The organism is Tepidibacter aestuarii (assembly GCF_934924865.1).
Classification (GTDB): domain Bacteria; phylum Bacillota; class Clostridia; order Peptostreptococcales; family Peptostreptococcaceae; genus Tepidibacter_A; species Tepidibacter_A aestuarii.
The window spans coordinates 3,177,013-3,198,917 of record NZ_OW235315.1 but is presented as its reverse complement, the minus strand read 5'-3'; the positions used below and the strand labels follow the sequence as shown (position 1 = coordinate 3,198,917).

General features: G+C 30.7%; 19 protein-coding genes. 18 read left to right on the top strand and 1 reads right to left on the bottom strand.

Annotated features, from left to right (window positions below; genetic code table 11):
* Nucleotides 1-75 precede the first annotated feature (75 nt).
* The 15 genes from pepF (at nucleotide 76) to M2214_RS15520 (ending at nucleotide 18,265) form a co-directional block, all read left to right on the top strand.
* Nucleotides 76-1,902 (top strand): oligoendopeptidase F, encoded by a 1,827-nt coding sequence (gene pepF / locus M2214_RS15590; protein WP_248480825.1) that lies wholly within the window; start codon nucleotides 76-78, stop codon nucleotides 1,900-1,902.
* Between the two features lie 127 nt (nucleotides 1,903-2,029).
* Nucleotides 2,030-2,944 (top strand): DUF4430 domain-containing protein, encoded by a 915-nt coding sequence (locus M2214_RS15585; RefSeq protein ID WP_248480816.1) that lies wholly within the window; start codon nucleotides 2,030-2,032, stop codon nucleotides 2,942-2,944.
* A gap of 92 nt (nucleotides 2,945-3,036) precedes the next feature.
* Nucleotides 3,037-3,915, top strand: a complete 879-nt coding sequence (galU, locus tag M2214_RS15580) for a UTP--glucose-1-phosphate uridylyltransferase GalU (protein WP_248480814.1) — start codon at nucleotides 3,037-3,039, stop codon at nucleotides 3,913-3,915.
* 11 nt (nucleotides 3,916-3,926) lie between these two features.
* The gene (locus tag M2214_RS15575; RefSeq protein WP_248480812.1) at nucleotides 3,927-4,211 is read left to right on the top strand and encodes a Dabb family protein; all 285 of its coding nucleotides are present in this window, start codon (nucleotides 3,927-3,929) and stop codon (nucleotides 4,209-4,211) included.
* A 340-nt stretch (nucleotides 4,212-4,551) separates the two neighbouring features.
* Nucleotides 4,552-5,172, top strand: coding sequence for a TetR/AcrR family transcriptional regulator (locus M2214_RS15570; protein WP_248480810.1), 621 nt, complete (start codon nucleotides 4,552-4,554; stop codon nucleotides 5,170-5,172).
* A 14-nt stretch (nucleotides 5,173-5,186) separates the two neighbouring features.
* Nucleotides 5,187-6,308 carry an efflux RND transporter periplasmic adaptor subunit gene (locus M2214_RS15565; RefSeq protein WP_248480808.1) on the top strand — a complete coding sequence of 374 codons (1,122 nt, stop codon included), beginning with the start codon at nucleotides 5,187-5,189 and terminating at the stop codon, nucleotides 6,306-6,308.
* 12 nt (nucleotides 6,309-6,320) lie between these two features.
* Nucleotides 6,321-9,437: an efflux RND transporter permease subunit gene (locus M2214_RS15560; protein WP_248480806.1), complete on the top strand. Its 3,117-nt coding sequence runs from the start codon at nucleotides 6,321-6,323 to the stop codon at nucleotides 9,435-9,437.
* Nucleotides 9,418-10,530 (top strand): TolC family protein, encoded by a 1,113-nt coding sequence (locus M2214_RS15555; RefSeq protein ID WP_248480804.1) that lies wholly within the window; start codon nucleotides 9,418-9,420, stop codon nucleotides 10,528-10,530. The genes M2214_RS15560 and M2214_RS15555 overlap by 20 nt, the downstream gene beginning before the upstream one ends.
* Nucleotides 10,531-10,717: 187 nt before the next feature.
* Nucleotides 10,718-12,628 carry an S-layer homology domain-containing protein gene (locus tag M2214_RS15550; RefSeq protein WP_248480802.1) on the top strand — a complete coding sequence of 637 codons (1,911 nt, stop codon included), beginning with the start codon at nucleotides 10,718-10,720 and terminating at the stop codon, nucleotides 12,626-12,628.
* Between the two features lie 17 nt (nucleotides 12,629-12,645).
* Entirely contained in the window at nucleotides 12,646-12,999 is a 354-nt protein-coding gene (locus tag M2214_RS15545; protein ID WP_248480800.1) for a response regulator, read from the top strand.
* A 141-nt stretch (nucleotides 13,000-13,140) separates the two neighbouring features.
* Complete coding sequence (locus tag M2214_RS15540) at nucleotides 13,141-14,163, top strand: HlyD family secretion protein (protein WP_248480793.1); 1,023 nt, start codon at nucleotides 13,141-13,143, stop codon at nucleotides 14,161-14,163.
* A 9-nt stretch (nucleotides 14,164-14,172) separates the two neighbouring features.
* Nucleotides 14,173-15,300, top strand: a complete 1,128-nt coding sequence (locus M2214_RS15535; RefSeq protein ID WP_248480791.1) for an ABC transporter permease — start codon at nucleotides 14,173-14,175, stop codon at nucleotides 15,298-15,300.
* A complete protein-coding gene (locus M2214_RS15530) occupies nucleotides 15,284-16,411 on the top strand; it encodes an ABC transporter permease (RefSeq protein WP_248480788.1) in 1,128 nt (375 codons plus the stop codon). The genes M2214_RS15535 and M2214_RS15530 overlap by 17 nt, the downstream gene beginning before the upstream one ends.
* Nucleotides 16,389-16,880, top strand: coding sequence for a MarR family winged helix-turn-helix transcriptional regulator (locus M2214_RS15525; RefSeq protein ID WP_248480786.1), 492 nt, complete (start codon nucleotides 16,389-16,391; stop codon nucleotides 16,878-16,880). Before M2214_RS15530 ends, M2214_RS15525 begins: the two co-directional genes overlap by 23 nt.
* A gap of 2 nt (nucleotides 16,881-16,882) precedes the next feature.
* Nucleotides 16,883-18,265: a TolC family protein gene (locus tag M2214_RS15520; protein ID WP_248480776.1), complete on the top strand. Its 1,383-nt coding sequence runs from the start codon at nucleotides 16,883-16,885 to the stop codon at nucleotides 18,263-18,265.
* Nucleotides 18,266-18,705: 440 nt separating this feature from the next.
* Here M2214_RS15520 and M2214_RS15515 read toward each other — a convergent pair whose 3' ends face one another.
* Nucleotides 18,706-19,374, bottom strand: coding sequence for a hypothetical protein (locus M2214_RS15515; RefSeq protein WP_248480774.1), 669 nt, complete (start codon nucleotides 19,372-19,374; stop codon nucleotides 18,706-18,708).
* Nucleotides 19,375-19,506: 132 nt separating this feature from the next.
* On the opposite strand from M2214_RS15515, the gene fsa reads away from it, so the two are divergent.
* From fsa to pdxT, 3 genes are all read left to right on the top strand, one after another.
* Nucleotides 19,507-20,148, top strand: coding sequence for a fructose-6-phosphate aldolase (gene fsa, locus M2214_RS15510; protein ID WP_248480772.1), 642 nt, complete (start codon nucleotides 19,507-19,509; stop codon nucleotides 20,146-20,148).
* A gap of 290 nt (nucleotides 20,149-20,438) precedes the next feature.
* The gene (pdxS, locus tag M2214_RS15505; RefSeq protein ID WP_334302866.1) at nucleotides 20,439-21,314 is read left to right on the top strand and encodes a pyridoxal 5'-phosphate synthase lyase subunit PdxS; all 876 of its coding nucleotides are present in this window, start codon (nucleotides 20,439-20,441) and stop codon (nucleotides 21,312-21,314) included.
* A 1-nt stretch (nucleotide 21,315) separates the two neighbouring features.
* Nucleotides 21,316-21,891 (top strand): pyridoxal 5'-phosphate synthase glutaminase subunit PdxT, encoded by a 576-nt coding sequence (gene pdxT / locus M2214_RS15500; protein WP_248480761.1) that lies wholly within the window; start codon nucleotides 21,316-21,318, stop codon nucleotides 21,889-21,891.
* Nucleotides 21,892-21,905: the final 14 nt, after the last annotated feature.

Sequence of the window (21,905 nt, the reverse complement as noted above, 5' to 3'; positions counted from 1 at the left end):
AAGCACATAAATTTAATTATAATTTTTAAAAAAATACACAACATAGTTATATATAAGTGTAATTAGGAGGTTTTTATGAAAAAGTTATATAAATTATCTTGTATTGCTGTTTTAATTATAAGTTTATTTGCTTTTTATAGCTTAGATAGTAAGACTGTATCAGTGTTTAATAATAAAAGTACTAATAAGTATAAGTGGAATCTTTCAGATATGTATGCTTCTGATTCTGACTGGGAGAGAGATTACAAGATACTTGAGAAGAATATACTTAAGATGGAGGCTTATAAAGGTAAGCTTTCAAGAGGATCTAGATATTTGTATGAGGCCTTGGATATGACTGACAATATGAGTAGGATGCTTGAAAAATTGTATGCGTATGCTTATATGAGTAAGGACACAGATACCTCGAATAATAAATATCTTACGATGTGTGATAATATAAGTTATTTAGCTGTTAAGCTCAGCAGTAGTGTGTCGTTTATAGAGCCTGAGATTTTGAGTGTCTCAAAGGAAACTATAGACAAATTTGTAAAGAATAATAGTAAATTAAAGCCTTATAAATTTTATTTAGATAATTTATATAAGTCAAAGGAGCATATGCTATCTGATAAAGAGGAGAGGATTTTGTCTTTATCAAAGTCCATGGCAAGTACTCCAGAGAAGGTGTATACTTCGTTTAAGGATATAGATAGAAAGACGAATTTTACTCCTGGTGAATATTCTAGATTATTACAAGATGATAATCGTGAAACTAGAAAAAAAGCATTTGTAGAAGAGTTTGAAAGCTATAAAAAAAATATAAATGTTTTGGCATCGGCTTTATCTGGTCAAGTCAACAAGGATGTATTTTATTCAAAGGCTAGAAATTATAAGACATCTCTTGAGGCGTCTCTTGATAAGGATAATATAGATGTATCTTTGTACAATAATTTAATAATAGAGGTAAATAATAAATTGGATGTATTCCATAAATATGTAGGTCTTAGAAAGAAAATATTAAAACTTGATAAAGTTCATTATTATGATATGTACAATCCTTTGATAGAAAATAATAAAAAAATAGAGTATGATGAAGCAAAAGGCATTCTAACCAAGGCGTTGGTTCCTCTTGGAAAGCAGTATGTAGAAGATTTAGAATTTGGAATAGATAATAGATGGGTAGATGTATACCCAAATAAAAATAAAAGAGGCGGAGCTTATTCGTGGGGAAGCTATGATACACATCCTTATGTACTTTTAAACTATAACAATACATTAAGTAGTGTATCTACATTTGCACATGAGATGGGCCATGCGATGAATAATTATTATTCTTCTAAAAATCAGGAGTATGTAAACTACAATTATCCTATATTTACTGCAGAGGTAGCATCTATAACTAATGAAGCTCTGTTATTTGAGTATTTAATGAAAAATGCTAAGACTAAGGATGAGAAGATGTACTATATACAGGGATATATAGATCTTATAAGAGGAAGTATATACACTCAAGCTATGTATGCTGAGTTTGAGAAAATTATACATGATAGAGCTGAAAAAGGAGAGGCTTTAACATCTGATAATTTAAATAAGCTTTGGACAAATCTGATGAAAAAATACTACGGAGAGGATTTTTTCATTGATGATATATGCTCTATATGGTGGAGTAGGATACCTCATTTTTATTCTAATTTTTATGTTTATAAGTATGCTACAGGATGTTGTGCTGCTATAAGCTTATCTCAGGATATATTGAATGGTCAAAAAGATAATTATTTAAATTTCTTAGCTGCTGGAGGATCTGATTATCCTATAGATATATTAAAAAAAGCAGGTGTAGATATGAACGATACGAAATGTATAAAGGATGCACTTAAGAAATTTGAAAGCTTGGTAAATGAACTTGAAAAGATGACTTTTTAGAAAATTGAAAAAAATGATCCTTCAAATGACTATAAAATGATATAATAAAATGGTATAATAGACTTAGTACTGTATAGAAATAACCTTGTCATATAGATGAGGTTATTAATTTTTGGAGGATTAAAATATGAAAAAGACATTATTATTAATTATCATTTTGATACTTATGACATCAATGGTTGGATGTAGTAAAGATTTAGAAACGGGTAAAAGTAATATGATTTTGACTCAAGATTTTGGAAACGAAAAAATATATGATGAAGAATTAAATTTTACCAAAGATACTACTGTTATGGAATTAATGCAAAGTAGTTTAGATGTAAAAATTGAAAATGGATTCATAGATTCTATAAATGGAATAGAGACTGAGTATAGTGAAGAAAGCAAACAGGGTTGGTTTTATTATATAAATGGTAATTTAGCACAAGTTGGCCCTGAAAATTATCATCTAAATTCAGGAGACGATGTGTTGTGGGACTATCATACTTGGGAAAATGAAATTTATATATCTAGTATAATAGGGTCATATCCTAAAAATTTCACTAATGGATATGATGGAAAAGCATTAAAAACTGAGATTATATATTCTGATCAATTTAAAGAAGAAACAGATAAATTATATGATTACTTAAAGGATAATGGAGCAGATGATCTAGTTAAGAAGACTATAAATGAAAGATATGATAATGACGAAAAAATAAATACTGTACTTATTGGAACTTGGAGTGAAATTTCTAAAATAAACAATATAAAGGATGTATATAACGATAAACAAGGAGAACTTTTCTTTAAGATAGATGATAAAGTTAAAGCGCTTGATTGCTGTAAAAATGTATCTAAAGAATTCGAGAAAGCTGCTGTAATAGCGTCGGTTCCAAAAGGTTATTCTTATTTATCTAATATATGGATTGTAACAGGAAATGACGAAGATATGATAAAAAAAGCTTTAAACATTCTTTATGAAAATCCAGAAAAGATAAAAGGTAAATTTTCCGCTATAGTTACTGACGAAGAAGTAGTAAATATTCCTGTATCAAGATAATTAATTATACAGTATAATGATTAAAGGACTACGCTTGTGACATGAGTCAATGCAATAGCATTAGACGAATTTTAAATGAAGGGGATGTTTATGTGGATAAGGTCAGAAAAGCCATAATACCTGCAGCTGGACTTGGAACAAGGTTTTTACCAGCTACTAAGGCTCAACCAAAAGAAATGCTTCCTATAGTTGATAAGCCAACTCTTCAATATATAATAGAAGAGGCTGTTGAGTCTGGAATAGAAGAGATACTTATAATAACAGGAAGAAATAAACAATCTATAGAAGATCATTTTGATAAGTCTGTTGAGCTTGAAATGCAGCTTGAAAAGCAAGGAAAAGAAGAGTTGTTAGATATAGTAAAAAATATATCTAATATGATAAATATTCATTATATAAGACAAAAGGAACCTAAGGGTCTTGGTCATGCGATACACTGTGCCAAGCATTTTATAGGAAATGAGCCTTTTGCAGTAATGCTAGGTGATGATATAGTTGATGCTACAAATCCTTGTTTAAAGCAATTGATTGATGCTTATAGCGAGTACAGAACTACTATACTTGGGGTTCAAAATGTTCCGGATGAAGATGTAAAAAAATACGGTATAGTAGATGGTAAGCATATAGAAGATAGAATATACAAGGTTAAAGACTTAGTTGAAAAGCCGGAAAAGGATAAGGCTCCGTCTAATATAGCTATTCTTGGAAGATACATAATAACTCCTAGAATATTTGAGATACTTGAAAACCTTCCTGCTGGAAAAGGTGGAGAAATACAGCTTACAGATGGACTTAAAGAGCTTGCAAAGACAGAAGCCATGTATGCGTATAATTTTGAGGGAAGAAGATACGATGTTGGAGATAAGCTCGGATTTTTACAGGCTACTGTAGATTATGCTCTTAAAAAAGATGATATAAGAGATGAATTTTTAAATTATTTAAATGATATAGTTAAAAAATATAATATATAGGGGTGAGGTAAGTGATAAAGCATATAGTATTTTTTAGATTTGATGATAAAAAAGAGGTTGAAGAAGTAAAAAGAAGACTTTTAGATATGGATGGAAAAATAGATGTATTGAAATATATAGAAGTTGGGGTTAATTTTTTAGAATCTGATAGAAACTATGATTTATGTCTTACGACTTACTTTGGTTCAAAAGAGGATTTGAAAATTTATGCAGACCATGAGGTTCATGTGCCTGTTAAAGAGTATATAAAGTCGGTTGCAAGCTCTATGGCTTGTGTGGATTATGAGGTTATTTAAATACCGCTACTTAGCTGCCTAGATTTCGTATAAATGAGATCTAGGTTTTTTTATGTTTTTTTTCTTAGAGTCTGTGGGTTATCAAAAACTCTCTATAAAAATACCGAGAATGCAACGATATTTTTAATCAGTTTAATTAGCATCTTTTTATTGAAGAGTTTAATGCAAATTTAAATAATGCTCGTGTTTTGGGGGGTTACGAGTTTTTAATAGAAAGTATAATAATGAAAATTTCTTGAAAAAATTTGAAATTGTATATTGCAAAAATGCTTAAAAATAGTATAATGTTTATATGATGAAAAAATGAGTGAGCACTCATTCACTAAAAAGAGGTGACTATATGACAGTTAAAAAGAGCATCGATACTAAAGAAAAGATATTTAATGCGGCCTTAAAAGTGTTTGGTAAAAAAGGATTTTCGGCTGCAACTACTGCGGAAATAGCAGAGGAAGCTGGGGTTGCTCAAGGAACCATATTTAGGTATTACAAAACAAAAAAAGATATACTAAGAGGTGTAATGATTGAGTACATAGATAAATTTGAAGAATTTATAGATTTTGGTTCAATACAAAATATTATAGAGGATAATAAAGATAAACCTCTAGATGAAATTCTAAAGCTTATAGTCCTTAATAGGTATGAGGTATTTAAAAAACATTTTCATATATCAAAGGTTATACATTACGAGATGCAGTTTCATGAGGATATAAAGGATATGCATCTAAAAAAGTGTAAGGAAAAAGAAGGATTGGTAATGAAACATATATTAGAGCATATAGATGTAGATAGGGAAAAATATAAACAACTAGATCTAAAATCATTATCTGTAATATTTACAAGTATGATGTTTGGGATGTTTTTTCAAAGACTTAATGGAATAAGAGGAAATGATGAGATACCAATTGAGAAAGAGATAGATATAATAATAGATGTATTTTTTAATGGAGTATTAAAGAGATAGGGGAGGAATTAATAATGAAAAAAAGAATCAGCTTATTGGTTGTAATAGCTTTGACTTTAACTATGGCTCTTTCGGGTTGTGGAAAGAAAGAAGAAGCTTCACCTGTTGAAGAGAAGTTTGTGAGTGTTGAGACTAAAACTTCTAAAAAGCAAAATATAGACGTTAAAACAACTTTATCTGCAAAGGTAAAGCCTATAGAAGAGGCAGATATTGTTCCTAAGATACCTGGAAAGGTTACTAGTGTTAATGTTGAAATAGGTAAGAAAGTTAATAAAGGAGATGTTCTTTTTACTATAGATAAAACTGACTTAGTAAATGGAGTAAAAAGTGCTCAAGCTGCATATGACATAGCAGCTGCAAATCTTAAAAGAACAGAAGAACAAATACGAAATGCACAAATAAACTATGAGAGAATGAAATCATTATATGAAGAAGGAGCTATATCAAAGAAAGATTTTGAACAATATGAACTTCAAGCATCATCTACTAATCTAGATGCAGTACAGGCTCAAGTTAATCAGGCTAGAGTTGGTCTTGAAAATGCACAATCAAAGCTAAATGATGCAACAGTTACAGCTCCTATATCTGGAATAATAACTGCTGTTAATGTAAATGAAGGAGAGATGGCATCTTCTGCTCAAACAGCTGTTTCTATAGCAAATATGAATAAGATTGTTATAGATACTAATGTTTCAGAGTATCTTATAAACAAGATTAAGGTAGGAGATATAGTTGATATATCTATAAAATCAGCTGGAAAGGAAAACTTCCAAGGTAAAATAACTGCTCTGTCTCCTGCAACAGCATCAAATTCTATGACTTATCCTATAAAAGTAGAGATAGATAACAAAGATAGAATTATAAAACCGGGAATGTTTGCAAATGTAAACTTAGTAACAGATAAAAAAGAAAATGTTATAACAGTTCCATCAGAATCAGTAGTGATAAAAGATGGAGAAAGCGTAGTGTATACAGTTAAAGATAATAAGGCTCATATTAACAAAGTAGAAACTGGAATTGACAATGGAGAGATTGTTGAAATAAAAAAAGGAATAAAGCAAGGTCAAGTAGTTGTTAGCAAAGGGCAGAATTATCTAGAAGAAGGAATTAAAGTTGAAATCAACAAAAATAAATAGGGGGTAGTAAATATGAATATATCAAAAATGTCGGTTAAAAGACCTGTTACAACCCTCATGTTTATGTTTATAGCAATACTTATAGGATTTGTATCTCTTGGGCTTTTACCAATAGACCTTTATCCTGAGATGGATATTCCTGTTGCTATAGTTTCAGTTAATTATAGTGGGGTTGGACCTGAAGAAATTGAGACTTTAGTTACTAAGCCTTTAGAAAAGTCAGTGGCAACTGTTAGTAACTTGAAAAAAGTTACATCGTTTTCAAGAGAAGGAAGTAGTATAATCGTAGTTGAATTTGAGTATGGAACTGATATGGATTTTGCAACGCTTCAAATGAGAGAGAAGGTTGATTTAGTAAAAGGAGCTCTGCCTGATGATGCATCATCACCTATGGTACTTAAGATAGATCCTAATGCTGAAGCTATAGTAAATCTAGGAGTATCATCTGATATGGATCTTGCAAAACTACAGTCTTTAGTAGAGGATGATTTGCAATCTAGATTTGAGAGAATAGAAGGGGTAGCATCTGTTGATATATCAGGAGGAGATGAAAAAGAAGTAAGTATAAAAGTAGATCAAGAAAAATTATCAGGATATGGGCTTTCTCTTAATCAAATAAAAAATGTATTAAGAGCAGAGAACTTGAATTTACCTGGTGGTAATGTAAATAAAGGCGATAAAGAGATTTTAGTTAGAACTGTTGGAGAATTTAAAAATATAGATGATATAAAAAATATACCTATATCATTAAGAACAGGTCAAACAATAAAATTATCGGATATAGCTCAGATTGAGCTAGGATACAAGGATAAAGATACTCTATCAAGAGTTAATGGACAAAATAGTATAGGTATATCTATAACAAAGCAGTCTTCTTCAAATACTGTTAAGGTTGCAGAAAAGATATTAAAAGAAGTAGATAAAATAAGAGCTGAATATTCTCAGATTAATGTAACTGTTGGAACAGATCAATCTGAGTTTATAAATAAATCTATAAATAATGTAACGAGCAATGCTATAATAGGAGGACTACTTGCAGTTATTGTACTGTTCTTATTCCTTAGAAATATAAGATCTACATTTATAGTCGGTATTGCTATACCTATATCTGTAATAGCAACTTTTGCTCTTATGTATTTTGGAGGACTTACAATCAACTTAATATCTCTTGGAGGATTAGCTCTTGGAACAGGTATGCTAGTTGATAACTCGATAGTTGTTCTTGAAAATATATACAGACATAGGGAAGAAGGAAAATCAAGACTTGATGCTGCTATTATAGGAGCTAAAGAAGTTACAATGGCAGTATTTGCATCTACTATGACTACTATAGCGGTATTCTTACCAATAGTATTCGTAGAAGGATTCACTGCTATAGTATTTAAGCAGCTTTCATTCGCAGTAGTATTCTCACTGCTTGCATCTTTAGCAGTTGCAATAACTGTAGTACCTATGTTGTCTTCTAAGATACTTAAGGTTGGAGAACCTAAGACAAAAGAATTTAAATTTATAGAAAAAATATTAAATGTATTCACAAAATCTATAGAAAAAATCAGTAGCGCATATGGGAAATTATTAAACTATGTTCTAAATCATAGAAAAATGACAGTATTTGTAGCGGTACTTATATTTGTATCGTCTATAGCATTAGTAGGTGCTGTTGGTGGAGAGTTCTTCCCAGCAGAAGATGAGGGGAGTTTTAATGTAAAAATAGAAACTCCATTTGGAACGACTCTTGAAGAAAGCGATAGAATAGCAAAAGAAGTTGAGAAAATAGTAGAAAATATACCTGAAAAAGATAATGTGTTCTCAACTATAGGAGGATCATCTGGATTCTCAACTACTGCAAGTAATTCATCAAATGTGAATGTTGTTTTAGTTAATCAAAAAGAAAGAAAAAGATCAACTGCACAAATAGTAAATGAAGTTAGAAAAAAAGTAGAATCAATACCTGGAGCAAAAATAACTGTATCAGAGGCATCCTCTATGGGTGGCGGAGGAGGATCTTCAGCTGCTATAGCTATACAAATAAAAGGAGATGATCTTGAAATTTTAAGATCTACAGGATATGATATTGAAAGTATATTAAAACAAATTCCTGGAACAGCAGAAGTTACAACTGATATGGAAGATGGAAATCCAGAGGCTAGAGTTATCCTTAATAGAGAAGTAGCATCTTTTTATGGAATAACGGCAAGTGATGTTGCAAACACTATAAAATCTTCTATAGATGGGTCAAAATCTACTACATTTAAAGTAGATGGAGATGAAATAGATGTAAACATATCTTTAGGAGATTCAGTTAAAGATTCTATAGAGGATGTTAAGCAAATACAAATAACATCTCAAACTGGAAAGACTGTTCCTTTAGGGCAGATAGCTTATATAGAGTATGGTAATGCACCAACTCAAATAAGTAGAATAAATCAAACTAGAACAGTAACAGTTTCTTCTCAGCTTGATGGAAGAGATTTGAAATCTGTTACTGATGATATAAAGAAGGAACTTGAAAAGTATAATATGCCATCTGGATATACTTATACGTTTACAGGGCAACAACAAGATATGGCAGAAGCATTCTCAAGTTTAGGGCTTGCACTTCTTTTATCTATAGTAATAGTATATATGGTGCTTGCATCTCAGTTTGAATCATTAATACATCCATTTACTGTAATGCTTTCTGTTCCATTTGCTCTATCAGGAGGATTTATAGGATTATTCGTAACTGGAAGATCTTTATCAGTACCTGCTTTAATAGGTGTAATAATGCTTTCGGGTATAGTTGTTAATAATGCTATAGTCTTAGTTGATTATATAAACCAGCTAAGAGAATCAGGAATGGATAGAAGAGAAGCTATAGTAAAAGCTGGATTTACTAGATTTAGACCTATACTTATGACTACTTTAACTACTGTTTTAGGCCTTATACCACTAGCGCTTGGAATAGGAGAAGGGGCATCAACACAAGCTCCAATGGCTACTGTAGTTATAGGAGGACTTACATTATCTACAGTATTAACACTAGCGTTCATACCCGTTGTATATAGTATATTTGATGATTTAGTTATGAAAATAAAGAAAAAATTTAAAAAGAAAGAGGGAACTTTAGATGAAAAGATTGGTTCTTAGTGTGATGCTTGTATGTATGACACTTATAACATCTATACTAACATATGCGGATACTCCTCAAACAAATGACACTAAAAAATTATCTTTAAATCAAGCTATAGATGAAGCAATTAAAAATTCAACTGATTTAAAGGTAAGTGATTTAGATATTGAAATAAAAGAAATAGAACTTGATCAAGCTAAGAGAAGTGAGAAAAAATATGAAAATTCAGATTTTTCATTAGGAACAGTAGAAGGGTTTCAATTAGATGCTAATATGTATTCAAAGGCAGCTCAGAATGCTTTAGATGAAGAAAAGATAAAAAAAGATTACAAGATAGAAGATCTGAAGTATAAGACGACACAAGCTTACTATGGAGCACTTCAAGCAAAAGACTATTATGAAGTTACAAAAAATAATTTAGCTAATGCTCAAAAGAGTAGAGATAATGTAAAGAAGAAATATGACTTAGGTGTTGCATCAAAATCAGATCTATACATGGGGGATATAGCGCTTGATGAAGCTAAGGCTAATTTAGAAACATCAAAGATTAAGATGCAAAGTGCTTATAGAGGACTTAATATGGCTTTAAACTATCCTCTTGATACTAAGCTTGAGCTTACATCTAAGTTTGAACAGCAAAAATTTGATGTTGATTTGACTAAGGATATTTTGAATGCATATGAAAAAAGATTTGATATGATTCAGATTAATAACAATTATGAGATTGTAAAGCTTGACTTTAAGACTAACTCTACTAAGTACCCATCAAACACTTATGTTTACAAAACAAAGGAGAGAAACGTAGCTAAGGTCGAAAATCTTATGGCAAACTCTAAACAAATGGTTGAGTTTGATATAAAGTCAAAGTATGATAATGTAAATAATAACAAAAGACAAATAGAAATAGCAAAGTCTAATGTAGATAAAGCTAACGAGGTATTAAGACTTAAGAAACTTTCTTATGATGCTGGAATGAGTACTCTTTTAGAAGTTCAAGAAGCTGCAAATACAGCATATTCAGCTAATATAGCCTTATCGCAAGCTATATCAGCGTATAACTTATCTATTATAGATTATAATAAGGCTGTAAATATAGGGACTGTAAGATAATATTTTCTTGTATATAAGAAAATCTATAACCCAATAAAGGGTTATAGATTTTTTTGCGTAATATATATATAGTCTAAAGTTATAAAATGATTTATACTATATGTAGGAGTTATTATCTCTTTTATATTGAATAATTATATGGTAAAGTAAAAATATATATTTTAATATATATGTAGGGGGGTTAAATATGAAAAAAATAAAAGTAAAAAAATGGGTTAAAAGTACTCTGGCTATAATGCTAGCTGCATTTTTGATTTTAACAAGTGTTATGTATTCTTTTGGAGCTCAGATGTTTACGGATGTAACAGATAAACATTGGTCTAAAAAATATGTAGAGGATATGGCTTCTAAAAAGGTAATAACGGGATATGAGGACGCAACGTTTAAACCAGATAAGTCAGTATCTAGAATAGAATCGATAGTTCTTATAACGAGATTATTTGATCCAAAAGAAGTGCAATCTGTTTACGATGCGAATAAATCTAAATATGAAAAATCTCTTAAGGATTATGGTATATTAACCTATGCAGACTGGGCTAAAGAAGAGATAGTTTTTGCTCTTGAAAAAGATATATTGAATAAAGAGGAATTATTATCTCAGTTTATAAAAAATGGAAATCCACAAAATGCGCTTAGATGGGAGATTGCAGTATATCTTGCGAGAGGGTTAGATCTTGAAGATCAACTGAATAAAGTTGTTGTATTAGGATTTAAGGATGCAGACGAAATACCATCAGATGCTAAGCCGTATGTAGATATACTTATAAAAAAGGGAATAATAAATGGTTCTGGTGACTGGAAGGGAAATTTCAATCCTAAAAATCCTGTAACTAGAGCTGAAATGGCTAAAATGTTATCTGTTGGATATAAGTTAAATCATAAGGATGGAAATACAAATACAGGAACAGATAATAACACAAACACAGGTAATAACACAGACAATAGTCAATCTCTAACATCTGTTGAAGGTAAAATAGATGATGTAATAGATTATAATGGAAATATAACATTAACTATAAAGGATTCAAGAGATAAAAAGCTTGTATTTAGCAACAAAAAAAGTGATATAAGCATTAATCTTGGAAGTCAATCAGCAAAAGTTGAGGATTTAAAAGAAGGAAGAGATGTTAAATTAACTATAAGCGGAAGTAAGCTTTATGCTGTGAAGTTAAGTGATGTAGAAGAAGAAAAAGAAGGATACTTCTATACTGTTTCATTTGATGCTAATGGAAATCACACTATGAAATGTAAAATAGGAAGCAGCTATGAAGAATATAAATTAACCTCTACCACTAAGATAAAGATTGATGGAGAGAATGCAAGCGCTTATAATCTTGACAAGGAAGATAAGGTAACTTTAAAAATAAAAAACGGTGTTATAGAAGAAATAGATGCCGTATCTAAGAATTTTGAAGTGGATGGAATAATTCAAGAAGTATCTTCTTCAAGAATAGAGATAGAAACTGATGACAAGTATGAAAAAACTTATAAATTTGATATAGATAAAGATGCCAAAGTTAGAAGAAACAATGATAGAGCTGAAATATCTGATCTTAGAGTAGGAGATAAGGTAGAGCTTGAGGTTGAATATGATAAAGTAATAGATATAGATGCAGATACGGTTAAGACAAAGGTAGAAGGAATTTTAAAAGAAATAAAAATGGCACAAACTCCAGAAATAACTATATTAGATGAAGACAATAAAACAAAGACATATAAATTGGTTTCAGGATTTGAAGTTGAGGTAGACGATAACTCTGCGGGACTTTATGATCTTAGAATAAACCATAAAGTAGAGATAACTCTAGAAAGTGGAGAGGTAACTAAGATTGAAGCTGATGATAATGCAAGTGTAAGTACATATACAGGAAAGATAACAGATATAGACACTGGTGATAATGAAATTAGAATTGAAAATAATATAGATGGAAAAACTGTATATATAAGGTACTCGACTAGTAGTGTTAACTTTAAAGATATAGATGGACATTCTTTAAGTGAAAGTAACTTTGATGAAGATGATGTAATATCTGTTATTGGAGAAGATAAATTAGGTTCTGTTGAAGCCAAAATAATAATAAGAATAGAGAACCACTAACATAGGGGGATGTGTTTATGAAAAAAATACTTATTGTGGATGATGAGTTAGGATTAAGATCCCTTTTAAACAGTTTGTTCAGTGAAGAATATGAAGTTTATTTAGCAGAAGATGGAGAGCAGGCCATAGATACAGTAAAAAATAATAAATTAGATTTAGCTCTTTTAGACATGAGGCTTAAAAATATGGATGGTGCTGAAATACTTGAAAATATAAGAAAATATGATAAAGATATTAAGGTTTTTATATTAACAGCATTCACAGATCCTAAAAAGGTAAATATACTTAATGAGCTAAAAATAGAGGGAATACTTCAAAAACCTTTTGATATATTCGAGTTAAAACAAAAAGTTGATAGTGCGTTAATGTAAAAAGAGTGGATATTATATCCACTCTTTTTTTATGCATAAAATAAATTTTTAGTAAACATATTTACAAAATGTTATCGAGGTAATATAATTAACATATAAACTAATTAATAAACATGTTAACTATTTAGGGAGGTAAATACAGTGAAAAATAAAAAAAGTATTTTAATTTGTTTAATTATCATGACAAGCACATTGTTATTTGGATGTGCATCTGGTCAAGAAATTGAAACTAGTGATAAATATCAAGGAATCATAGAAGCTCAAGAGGTGGATATAAATTCTAAAATACCAGGTAAAATAGGAGAGGTAAAAGTAGAAGAAGGTCAAATGGTTAAAGAAGGAGACATAATAGTTACTATAGATTCAAAGGAACTTGAGGCTAAGAAAGATCAAATGGAAGCGCTTGTAAGTGCAGCCAAAGGACAGTTAGAGGCTTCTCAATCTCAGGTTGCGGCTGCGAACTCTCAGCTTACTAAAGCTCAAAATGGAGCTAGAAGCCAAGATATAGCAAAAGCTCAGACTTATTATGATCTTATGTTAAAAACTTATGAAAGAGTAGAAAATTTATATGAAAAAGGGGCTGTATCAGCTCAAAAGAAAGATGAAGTTAAGGCTCAGCTTGATATAGCAGAGCAAACGCTTAGTATGGCAAAAGAAGGAGCTAGAAGTGAAGATGTATCTGGAGCACAAGCCATGGTTGCAGCAGCTACTAATATGGTAGAAGCTGCAAGAGGTAAGTATGAGCAAGCTAAGGCTGGTCTTGATGAAGTTAATTCATATATACAAGATACAAATATAAAATCTCCTATAGATGGGAATGTAACTCTTTTAAATGTAGATAAAGGAGAATTAGCATCTACAGGAATGAGTATAGCAACTGTTTCTGATTTAAGTAATATGTGGATTGAGGTTAATTTAGATGAAACTAATTTAAGTGAGGTTTATGAAGGTCAAGAAGCTAAAATAACTGTTCCTGCATTTAAAGATAAAACTTTTAAAGGTAAGGTTATAAGAGTTAACAAAAAACCTGACTTTGCAGTAAAAAAAGCTACTAATGATAATGGTAACTACGATATAGTTTCATATGGGGTAAAAATAAAAGTAGAAGATGATAAAAATTTATTAAGACCTGGAATGAGTGCGTTTGTCGATTTTGAAAAGTAGGTGATGTTGTTGAATAAAATAAAAAAATATATAATGGCATTTAGTTTAATCTTCATAACGCCTTTAGTGGTAAATGTAATGCTTTGCTATATGTTCTCGGATCATCAACTAAAAGAAATTCCTACTGCTGTATATCTTGGAGACAATACTCAGTTTTCTAGAAGCATAGTAACTTATTTTGATGATAATGAAATATTTAATGTTAAGTATTATGTAGATAGTCCTTATGATATAGAGAAGTTAATAATTGAAAATAAAGTTAGATTTGGACTTGTAATTCCGGATGATTTTTATAAAGATTTAAAGGAATATAAATCACCTACTATATTGACTGTATATGATGGAAGTCAGCTTTCATATACTTCATTTGCTAAGGCTCAAGCATCAGAAACATTGATGACTATAAAAGGAGGGGCTTTAGTAAAGGTATTACAGGCAAAGCTTAATATTCCTTTTGATCAAGCTAAAAAGATAGTATCATCTATAAGTATACAAACTAGGATGTTATTTAATCCAACTAGAAACTATACTAATTATTTGATGCCTGGATTTATGACAGCAATTGTTCAAGCTGGTCTTGTTATAGCAGCTTCTGTTAGTATAGATAGAGAAAAAAGAAGAAGTATGGCTACTTATTTAGGATCAAAAATATTAGCATATACTGCTCTTGGTTTTGTATCACTTATGTTAAATATATGTATACAGACCAGTGTATTTGATGTTCCGCTTAGAGGGAGCATTAAACAGCTTATGATTCTTACGCTTGTATTCTCTATGTCTGTATCTACTATTGGAATATTTATATCATCAGTAGTATGGGATAAGATAAAGGCATCTCAGGCGGCAGCTTTACTTTTTTTACCTAACACTATTATGATAGGTTATACGTACCCTTTAATAGGTATGACTGATGGATATAAATTTGTAGGAAAGTATATACCTCTTTATCATTACGCAGATAATCTAAGAGATTTAATGGTTAAAGGATATATTATAAACTATGCTAAAGACATAAGATACTTACTATTTGTATCTGCTTTATTCTATGGGTTAGCTATACTAGTTGAGATATTAAGAGAAAACAGAATTAGTAAGAAAAAGAGCTTGGGAGAAGGTGAAGTTGTTGAAAATACTTAATGAAATAATAAAGTTTTTTGAGCAGCCTAAAAATATAGTTATATTAGTTTTAGGACCTTTATTTTTCACCTTTCTTATCGGCGGAGTTTATATGAAAGATTATTTAAATGATATACCTATAGTGGTGCTTGATATGGATAATTCATCTTCTTCTAGAATGATAGTAAATGAATTTGAAAATAACGATAGATACTATGTATCTTCTGCTGTTGATTCATTTGAAGAACTAAAATATGCTATAGATTCTAAAGAAGCTTATATGGGAATTTATATACCTAGGGATTTTAATAAGGATATAAAAAAGCAAAAGTCATCCAGTGTAGCTCTTATAATAGATGAAAGCAATATAACAATAGGAAATACAGCGTTAGCATCTGCATCTGAAATACTAGCTACTATAAATGCAGGTATAAATATAAAAATACTTCAAGCTAAGGGAATAGACCCTAAAACTTCTTATGATTTAGCTAAGATATTCAATTTTGAATCTAGGGTACTTTATGATGCTAAGTACACTTATAAAGGCTATGTTATGCCTGGTATAATACTTGTATTTGTACAGCAGCTGTTTTTATCAGCATTTATTCCAGCGATAATGGATGATAAAGAAAATATATTTATAAAATCAATTGTATATTCTATTGTCGGAAGCTTAACATATGTGTTATGTGCATTAATTCTGAAGTATGTTCTCCATATAAACTTCACTGGATCATTCTTATATGCATTTTTATATGTTACAGTGTTCATATTAACTCTTGTTGGACCAGGAATGCTAATAGCATCAATATTTAAAGATAAGCTTAAGGTTACGCAATTTACCATGCTTTTATCAATGCCTACGTTTTTAACTGCTGGATATGCATGGCCTGTAGAGCAAACTCCTGTTGTTCTTTCATATATAATAAAAATGATATGGCCTCTGATATATGCTATATCTCCTATAAGAGATATATTAGTAAAGGGTACGCCTGTAAGTATATTTACAAAAGATATAATTTGCCTTATATTATTTGGTTGTATATGGGCTTTTATTGGATATAATTTATTTAAACGAACATTTAAAAATAATAATAGAGGTGGTATGAGTGAACAACAAGGAACTGTTTAATTTTTTAGATAGCTACAATTTTATTGAGGATATGTCTGGAAAAACTATAATTAACTTATTAAAAAGTGTTGAGATAATGAGATTTATTTATAATAATTTATTTGCACACCATGGCATATCTGAATCAAAATTTTATGTCCTACTTCTACTTTCGTATTCTGAAGAAGGGATGGCTTTATCTGAAATAGGAGATAAGATGCTTGTAACAAGAGCTAATATGACAGGTCTTATAGATAGAATGGGAAAAGAGGGATTGGTAGAAAAGAAGGTTAATCCTAAAGACAAAAGATCCTCTATAGCTCACCTTACAGATAAGGGAAGAGAATTATTTGATAACATAAAAGGGACTCATATTGACTTTAGCAGACAAATGACTAGTGGGTTAAGTATTGAAGAAAAAGAGCAATTAAATACATTGCTTGAAAAGCTTCAAAATGACATAGTAAAGAGTTTTAGTGAGGAGGAATAAAAATGAATAAAAAAATTATTTCCGTGGCAATATCTGCAGCACTTGCTTTAACACCTGTGAGTACAGCGTTTAATGCATACGCACAAGACGTAAAACAAGAAGTAAATAAAAACGAGGAAAATTTAAATTTAACTTTAGATGATGCTATAAAGATTGCTACTGAGAATAACTATATATTAAAAGGACTTGAGGTAGAGTTAAGATCAACGGATTTATCTTTAGATAGAGCAAAACATAATGAAAGAAAAATAAAAAAGGGACAAGATAAGCTTGATGATGCGAGGGAGTATTACGGGCCTATATTAGATAAAATAAATGGTGCGCTTTCTAACCCCTCATTGCCTGAAGAGAAAAGGAAAGAATTAGAAGGTCAAAAACAACAAATAGAAGAAGGACTTAAAAATGGAGAAGGTTCTTTTGACTTAGCTATAGAAGATGCTAACTCAGTTATAGCTAATAAGTTGAATATAGATGTAGACAGAGTACTAGCTGTTAATTCTACAACTGAGCTTATGACTACTATGGCTGATCTTCAAAATGAGGTTACAAAGGATGGGTATTTAATTGCTCAAAAGCAGATAGCACTTCTTACTCGTCAAAAATACTATGAAGTAATAAAAGCTGAGAAGATAGAAGAGCTTAAGAAAATAGCTCTTGAAAGAGCTACTGCTCAATACAATATGGCAAAAGATGCATATGATGCTGGAATGAAGGCAAAAGATGATGTTTTGTTATCTCAGGCTCAAGTAAATCTTATGAATGTAGACTATAGAAAAGCTTGTATGAACAGAAAGAATGCAGAAATAGAACTTAAGAAGGTTATGAATGTAGATCTTAATAAAAATATAAACTTAGTTCAAGATTTTACTACTACAAAATTGGAAGCTAATTTAGAAGAGGGATTAAAGCAAGGTAGTGAGAAACGAATAGAGATAAGAAAGGCTCAAGCTCAGTACTTAGTTGACAAATTGAACTTTGAACTTACATCTAGTCAATATCCAAGTAATACTTATCAGTATAAGGAAGCTAAGATAAAGATGGAAAAGTCAAAGGTAAATATAGATAGTGCAGCTCAAGAAGTTGAAGCGAGCATAATACAATCTTATGAGGCTGTAGAGGCTACGGCTGATATGCTAGCTTATACAGAAGGAGTAGTTGAGAATGCTAAGGAATCTCTTGAAATAGCTGAGTATAGATATAAAGAGGGATATGGATTTGAAACTTCTGTTATAAAGAGTGCAGATCTTCAAGATGTGGCAGGTACTATGGTTGAGGTTATTGCAGCTCAAGAAAGGCTTGCTGATATAGAGGAGAAGGTTATAGAGGTTATATTTAGTTATAATTTGGCTAGAGATAAGTATTTAAATGATATAGGTAGTTATTAAAAATATAGCTTATTTCTAGTTAGGTATATTGAGAGGCAAAATGCTGATTATTAAAATACCGCGTATGTTTCAAATATTTTTAATAAAACTAAGCACTACGCCTTATTGAATATCCTAAAAGTTCTAAACTCACTTTGTTCAGACAACGAACTTTCTTAACGGATATTCAAACGACGTAATGCAAGTTTTATAAAAAAATATTTAAATCATTCGCTAACATTTGAATAATCAGCATTTTTTAGTTTGTGAGCTAAGAGAAAAAGTGTATTTTTAAAGCGGGGGAGTAAAAGAAAAAATAGCTAATATTTCAATTATAGACTACTAAAATAACTTAAATAATGAGATATTAAAATATAATATGGTAACTGAGCCTATTATAAAGAAAGATTAAAAAATAACTGCTTTAAAAAAGGCAGTTATTTTTATATATAAGCGAATTTTTATTCATTTTCTTCGAATTGTTCATCGTAGAACATTATATCGGAGATTATTCTTTGAGCTCTAGGAAGAAATTCTTTTTCTAAATCTCGTGGATATTGAACTATTACGTAGTACATTCTTTCGTTATGGTTGAATATTGATACTTTTCCTATTATGTCACTTTTGTTTTCTTGTTTTCTTATTATATCGAACTCTTCATCAGAGTCGTCTATTAGTGTGTAGTCGTTAACTGTCTGATCTGTTGTTTCAAATCCGTCTTCTGTAACGTTATCTCTTGCTACCTTGATCATGTTTTCTAGATTTGATGATACTGTTTTTATTGGTGAGAAGAATGTTATTTTAGCGTCTTTATTTTTTTTGTTGTTAAAGTTAGAGTATATTGTTAAAAAATCACCTTCTTTAGAAGAGGCTAACATATCTTGTGGTATATATGTTGTAAATTCTAGGTTAGTATCATCGTATAAGTTAAAGTATAGTGTTACGTCTTGATCTGCAATTTTTAGTGTTTCGTTCTTTGATTGAGCTCTTTTTTGTGCTTGAGTGTCTTTAGATATTTCTTCTTGTACTTCATTAGGGTCAGGTTCTTGGTATGAAGGTGAAAAATCAAAGCATGCCATTATATTGAATGCTATAAATATAATTAAAATAAAAAGAGATAATTTTCTCATTGTAAACCTCCTTGGTGGCAAAATATATAAGTTTTATATTAGTATGCCCAATGCAAAAATAAATATATATAGGACAAGCTAATATATGTTAAAATATAATATGAAAGCGATTACATATAAGGAGTTGATTTTATGAAACTATTTATAGATACAGCTAATGTTGATGAGATAAGAGAGATAAATGATTGGGGAGTTATTGAAGGGGTTACTACTAATCCATCTTTAATAGCTAAAGAAGGAAGAGATTTTAAAGAGGTAGTTAAGGAGATAACTAGTATAGTAGATGGACCTATATCTGCTGAGGTAATATCTTTAGAGGCTGAGGGTATGATTAAGGAAGCTGATGAGCTTGTTAAGATTCACCCTAATATAGTTATAAAGATTCCTATGACTAAAGAGGGATTAAAGGCTGTAAAGCATATGTCTGGTAAAGGAATAAAGACTAATGTAACTTTAGTATTCTCTCCAAACCAAGCTTTACTTGCTGCAAAGGCTGGAGCTAGTTATGTAAGCCCATTCGTTGGAAGATTAGATGATATAGGACATGAGGGAGCAGCTCTTATAAGAGAGATATCTGATATATTCGATATGCATGGAATAGAAACTGAGATAATATCTGCAAGTATAAGACATACTGAGCATGTTAAGCAATCTGCTCTTGCAGGAGCTGATATAGCTACTATTCCATATAAGATATTTGAACAAATGTTAAAGCACCCTATGACTGATCTTGGAATTGAGAGATTCTTAAAGGATTGGGAAGGTGTTAAGTAAAAAAATATTTTTTAGTTAAGTGATTGAGCGAAAATGCTGATTATTGAAATAATGCTATTAAAAAGTAGCTAACATTTCAATAATCAGCATTTTTTAGTTGGATAATCTAAGTATTTAAGCAATGGAGTGTACAAAGACCCATTAGCTCTTTATGATTGTAACGATACAATTACAAAAAATGTACAATTTTATATAATTATATTGATTAAATACGGTACAATATGAGACAATATTCTTAGAAAAGGAAAAAGTACCATCATTGTATGGATACAATTAAAGGGGGAGTTAACATGAGTAGATACGAATTGAATAAAAACTTAGCTCAAATGCTAAAAGGTGGAGTTATAATGGATGTTACAAATCCAGAAGAAGCAAAGATTGCTGAAGAAGCAGGTGCTTGTGCAGTTATGGCTCTAGAGAGAGTTCCTGCTGATATCAGAAAAGATGGTGGAGTTGCAAGAGCTTCAGATCCACAGATGATAAAAGGTATTAAAGAAGCTGTTTCTATTCCAGTTATGGCAAAGGTAAGAATAGGACATTTTGTAGAAGCGCAGATACTTGAAGCTTTAGAAATAGATTATATAGATGAAAGTGAAGTTTTAACACCTGCTGATCCAACTCTTCATATTGATAAAAAAGATTTCAAAGTTCCTTTTGTTTGTGGAGCTAAAAACTTAGGTGAAGCTTTAAGAAGAATTGGAGAAGGTGCTTCAATGATTAGAACTAAAGGGGAACCTGGAACAGGTGATGTTATAGAAGCTGTTAAACATATGAGAATGATGAACTCTGAAATTAGAAGAATTCAAGGGTTATCAAAAGAAGAATTAATGAATGCTGCTAAAGAGCTACAGGCTCCTATTCATTTGGTTGAGTATGTTCATGAACATGGAAAACTTCCTGTTGTAAATTTTGCAGCTGGTGGTGTTGCTACTCCTGCTGATGCTGCAATGATGATGCAGCTTGGTTGTGATGGAGTATTTGTTGGATCTGGAATCTTCAAATCAGGGGATCCAAGAAAAAGAGCTGCTGCTATAGTTAAAGCTGTTACACATTTTAATGATCCAAAAATATTAGCTGAAGTATCAGAAAATCTTGGAGAAGCAATGGTTGGAATCAATGTTTATTCAATAGATAAAGAAGAAAGAATGGCTAATAGAGGGTACTAAAATGAAAAGAATTGGTGTTTTAGCACTTCAAGGTGCATTTAAAGAGCATATAAATATAATTAAATCGATAGGTCATGAAGCTATTGAAATAAGAAAAGCTGAACAACTGGACGATATTGATGGAATTATTTTGCCTGGTGGAGAAAGTACAGCAATGGGAAAACTACTTGATGACTTCAAAATCAAAGAAGTTTTAGTAGATAAAATAAATAATGGCCTACCAACATGGGGAACATGTGCTGGAATGATTCTGCTTGCAACTGAACTAGACGGTGATGAAGATGCTCATCTTAAAGTTATGGATATAAAAGTAAGACGAAATGCATATGGTTCCCAGTTAGATAGCTTCATTACTAAAGAGGCAATTGAAGGAGTATGTGAAAAAGAAATTCCTATGGTGTTTATCAGAGCGCCATATATTGTAGATAATGGTGAAAGTGTTGAATTACTTCATTGTGTTGATAGCAATATTGTAGCCGCACGTCAGGGAAATATGCTTGCGACTTCTTTTCATCCAGAATTAACAGATGATACAACTTTTCATGAGTACTTTATTGATATGACAAATAAAATATAAGTATAGAAGGCTGT

Coding starts and splice junctions, on each gene's coding strand:
- M2214_RS15545 (WP_248480800.1), top strand. CDS start 12,646: ATGAAAAAAATACTTATTGTGGATGATGAGTTAGGATTAAGATCCCTT.
- M2214_RS15515 (WP_248480774.1), bottom strand. CDS start 19,374: ATGAGAAAATTATCTCTTTTTATTTTAATTATATTTATAGCATTCAAT.
- pdxS (WP_334302866.1), top strand. CDS start 20,439: ATGAGTAGATACGAATTGAATAAAAACTTAGCTCAAATGCTAAAAGGT.
- M2214_RS15570 (WP_248480810.1), top strand. CDS start 4,552: ATGACAGTTAAAAAGAGCATCGATACTAAAGAAAAGATATTTAATGCG.
- M2214_RS15555 (WP_248480804.1), top strand. CDS start 9,418: ATGAAAAGATTGGTTCTTAGTGTGATGCTTGTATGTATGACACTTATA.
- M2214_RS15550 (WP_248480802.1), top strand. CDS start 10,718: ATGAAAAAAATAAAAGTAAAAAAATGGGTTAAAAGTACTCTGGCTATA.
- pdxT (WP_248480761.1), top strand. CDS start 21,316: ATGAAAAGAATTGGTGTTTTAGCACTTCAAGGTGCATTTAAAGAGCAT.
- M2214_RS15565 (WP_248480808.1), top strand. CDS start 5,187: ATGAAAAAAAGAATCAGCTTATTGGTTGTAATAGCTTTGACTTTAACT.
- pepF (WP_248480825.1), top strand. CDS start 76: ATGAAAAAGTTATATAAATTATCTTGTATTGCTGTTTTAATTATAAGT.
- fsa (WP_248480772.1), top strand. CDS start 19,507: ATGAAACTATTTATAGATACAGCTAATGTTGATGAGATAAGAGAGATA.
- M2214_RS15560 (WP_248480806.1), top strand. CDS start 6,321: ATGAATATATCAAAAATGTCGGTTAAAAGACCTGTTACAACCCTCATG.
- M2214_RS15520 (WP_248480776.1), top strand. CDS start 16,883: ATGAATAAAAAAATTATTTCCGTGGCAATATCTGCAGCACTTGCTTTA.
- M2214_RS15585 (WP_248480816.1), top strand. CDS start 2,030: ATGAAAAAGACATTATTATTAATTATCATTTTGATACTTATGACATCA.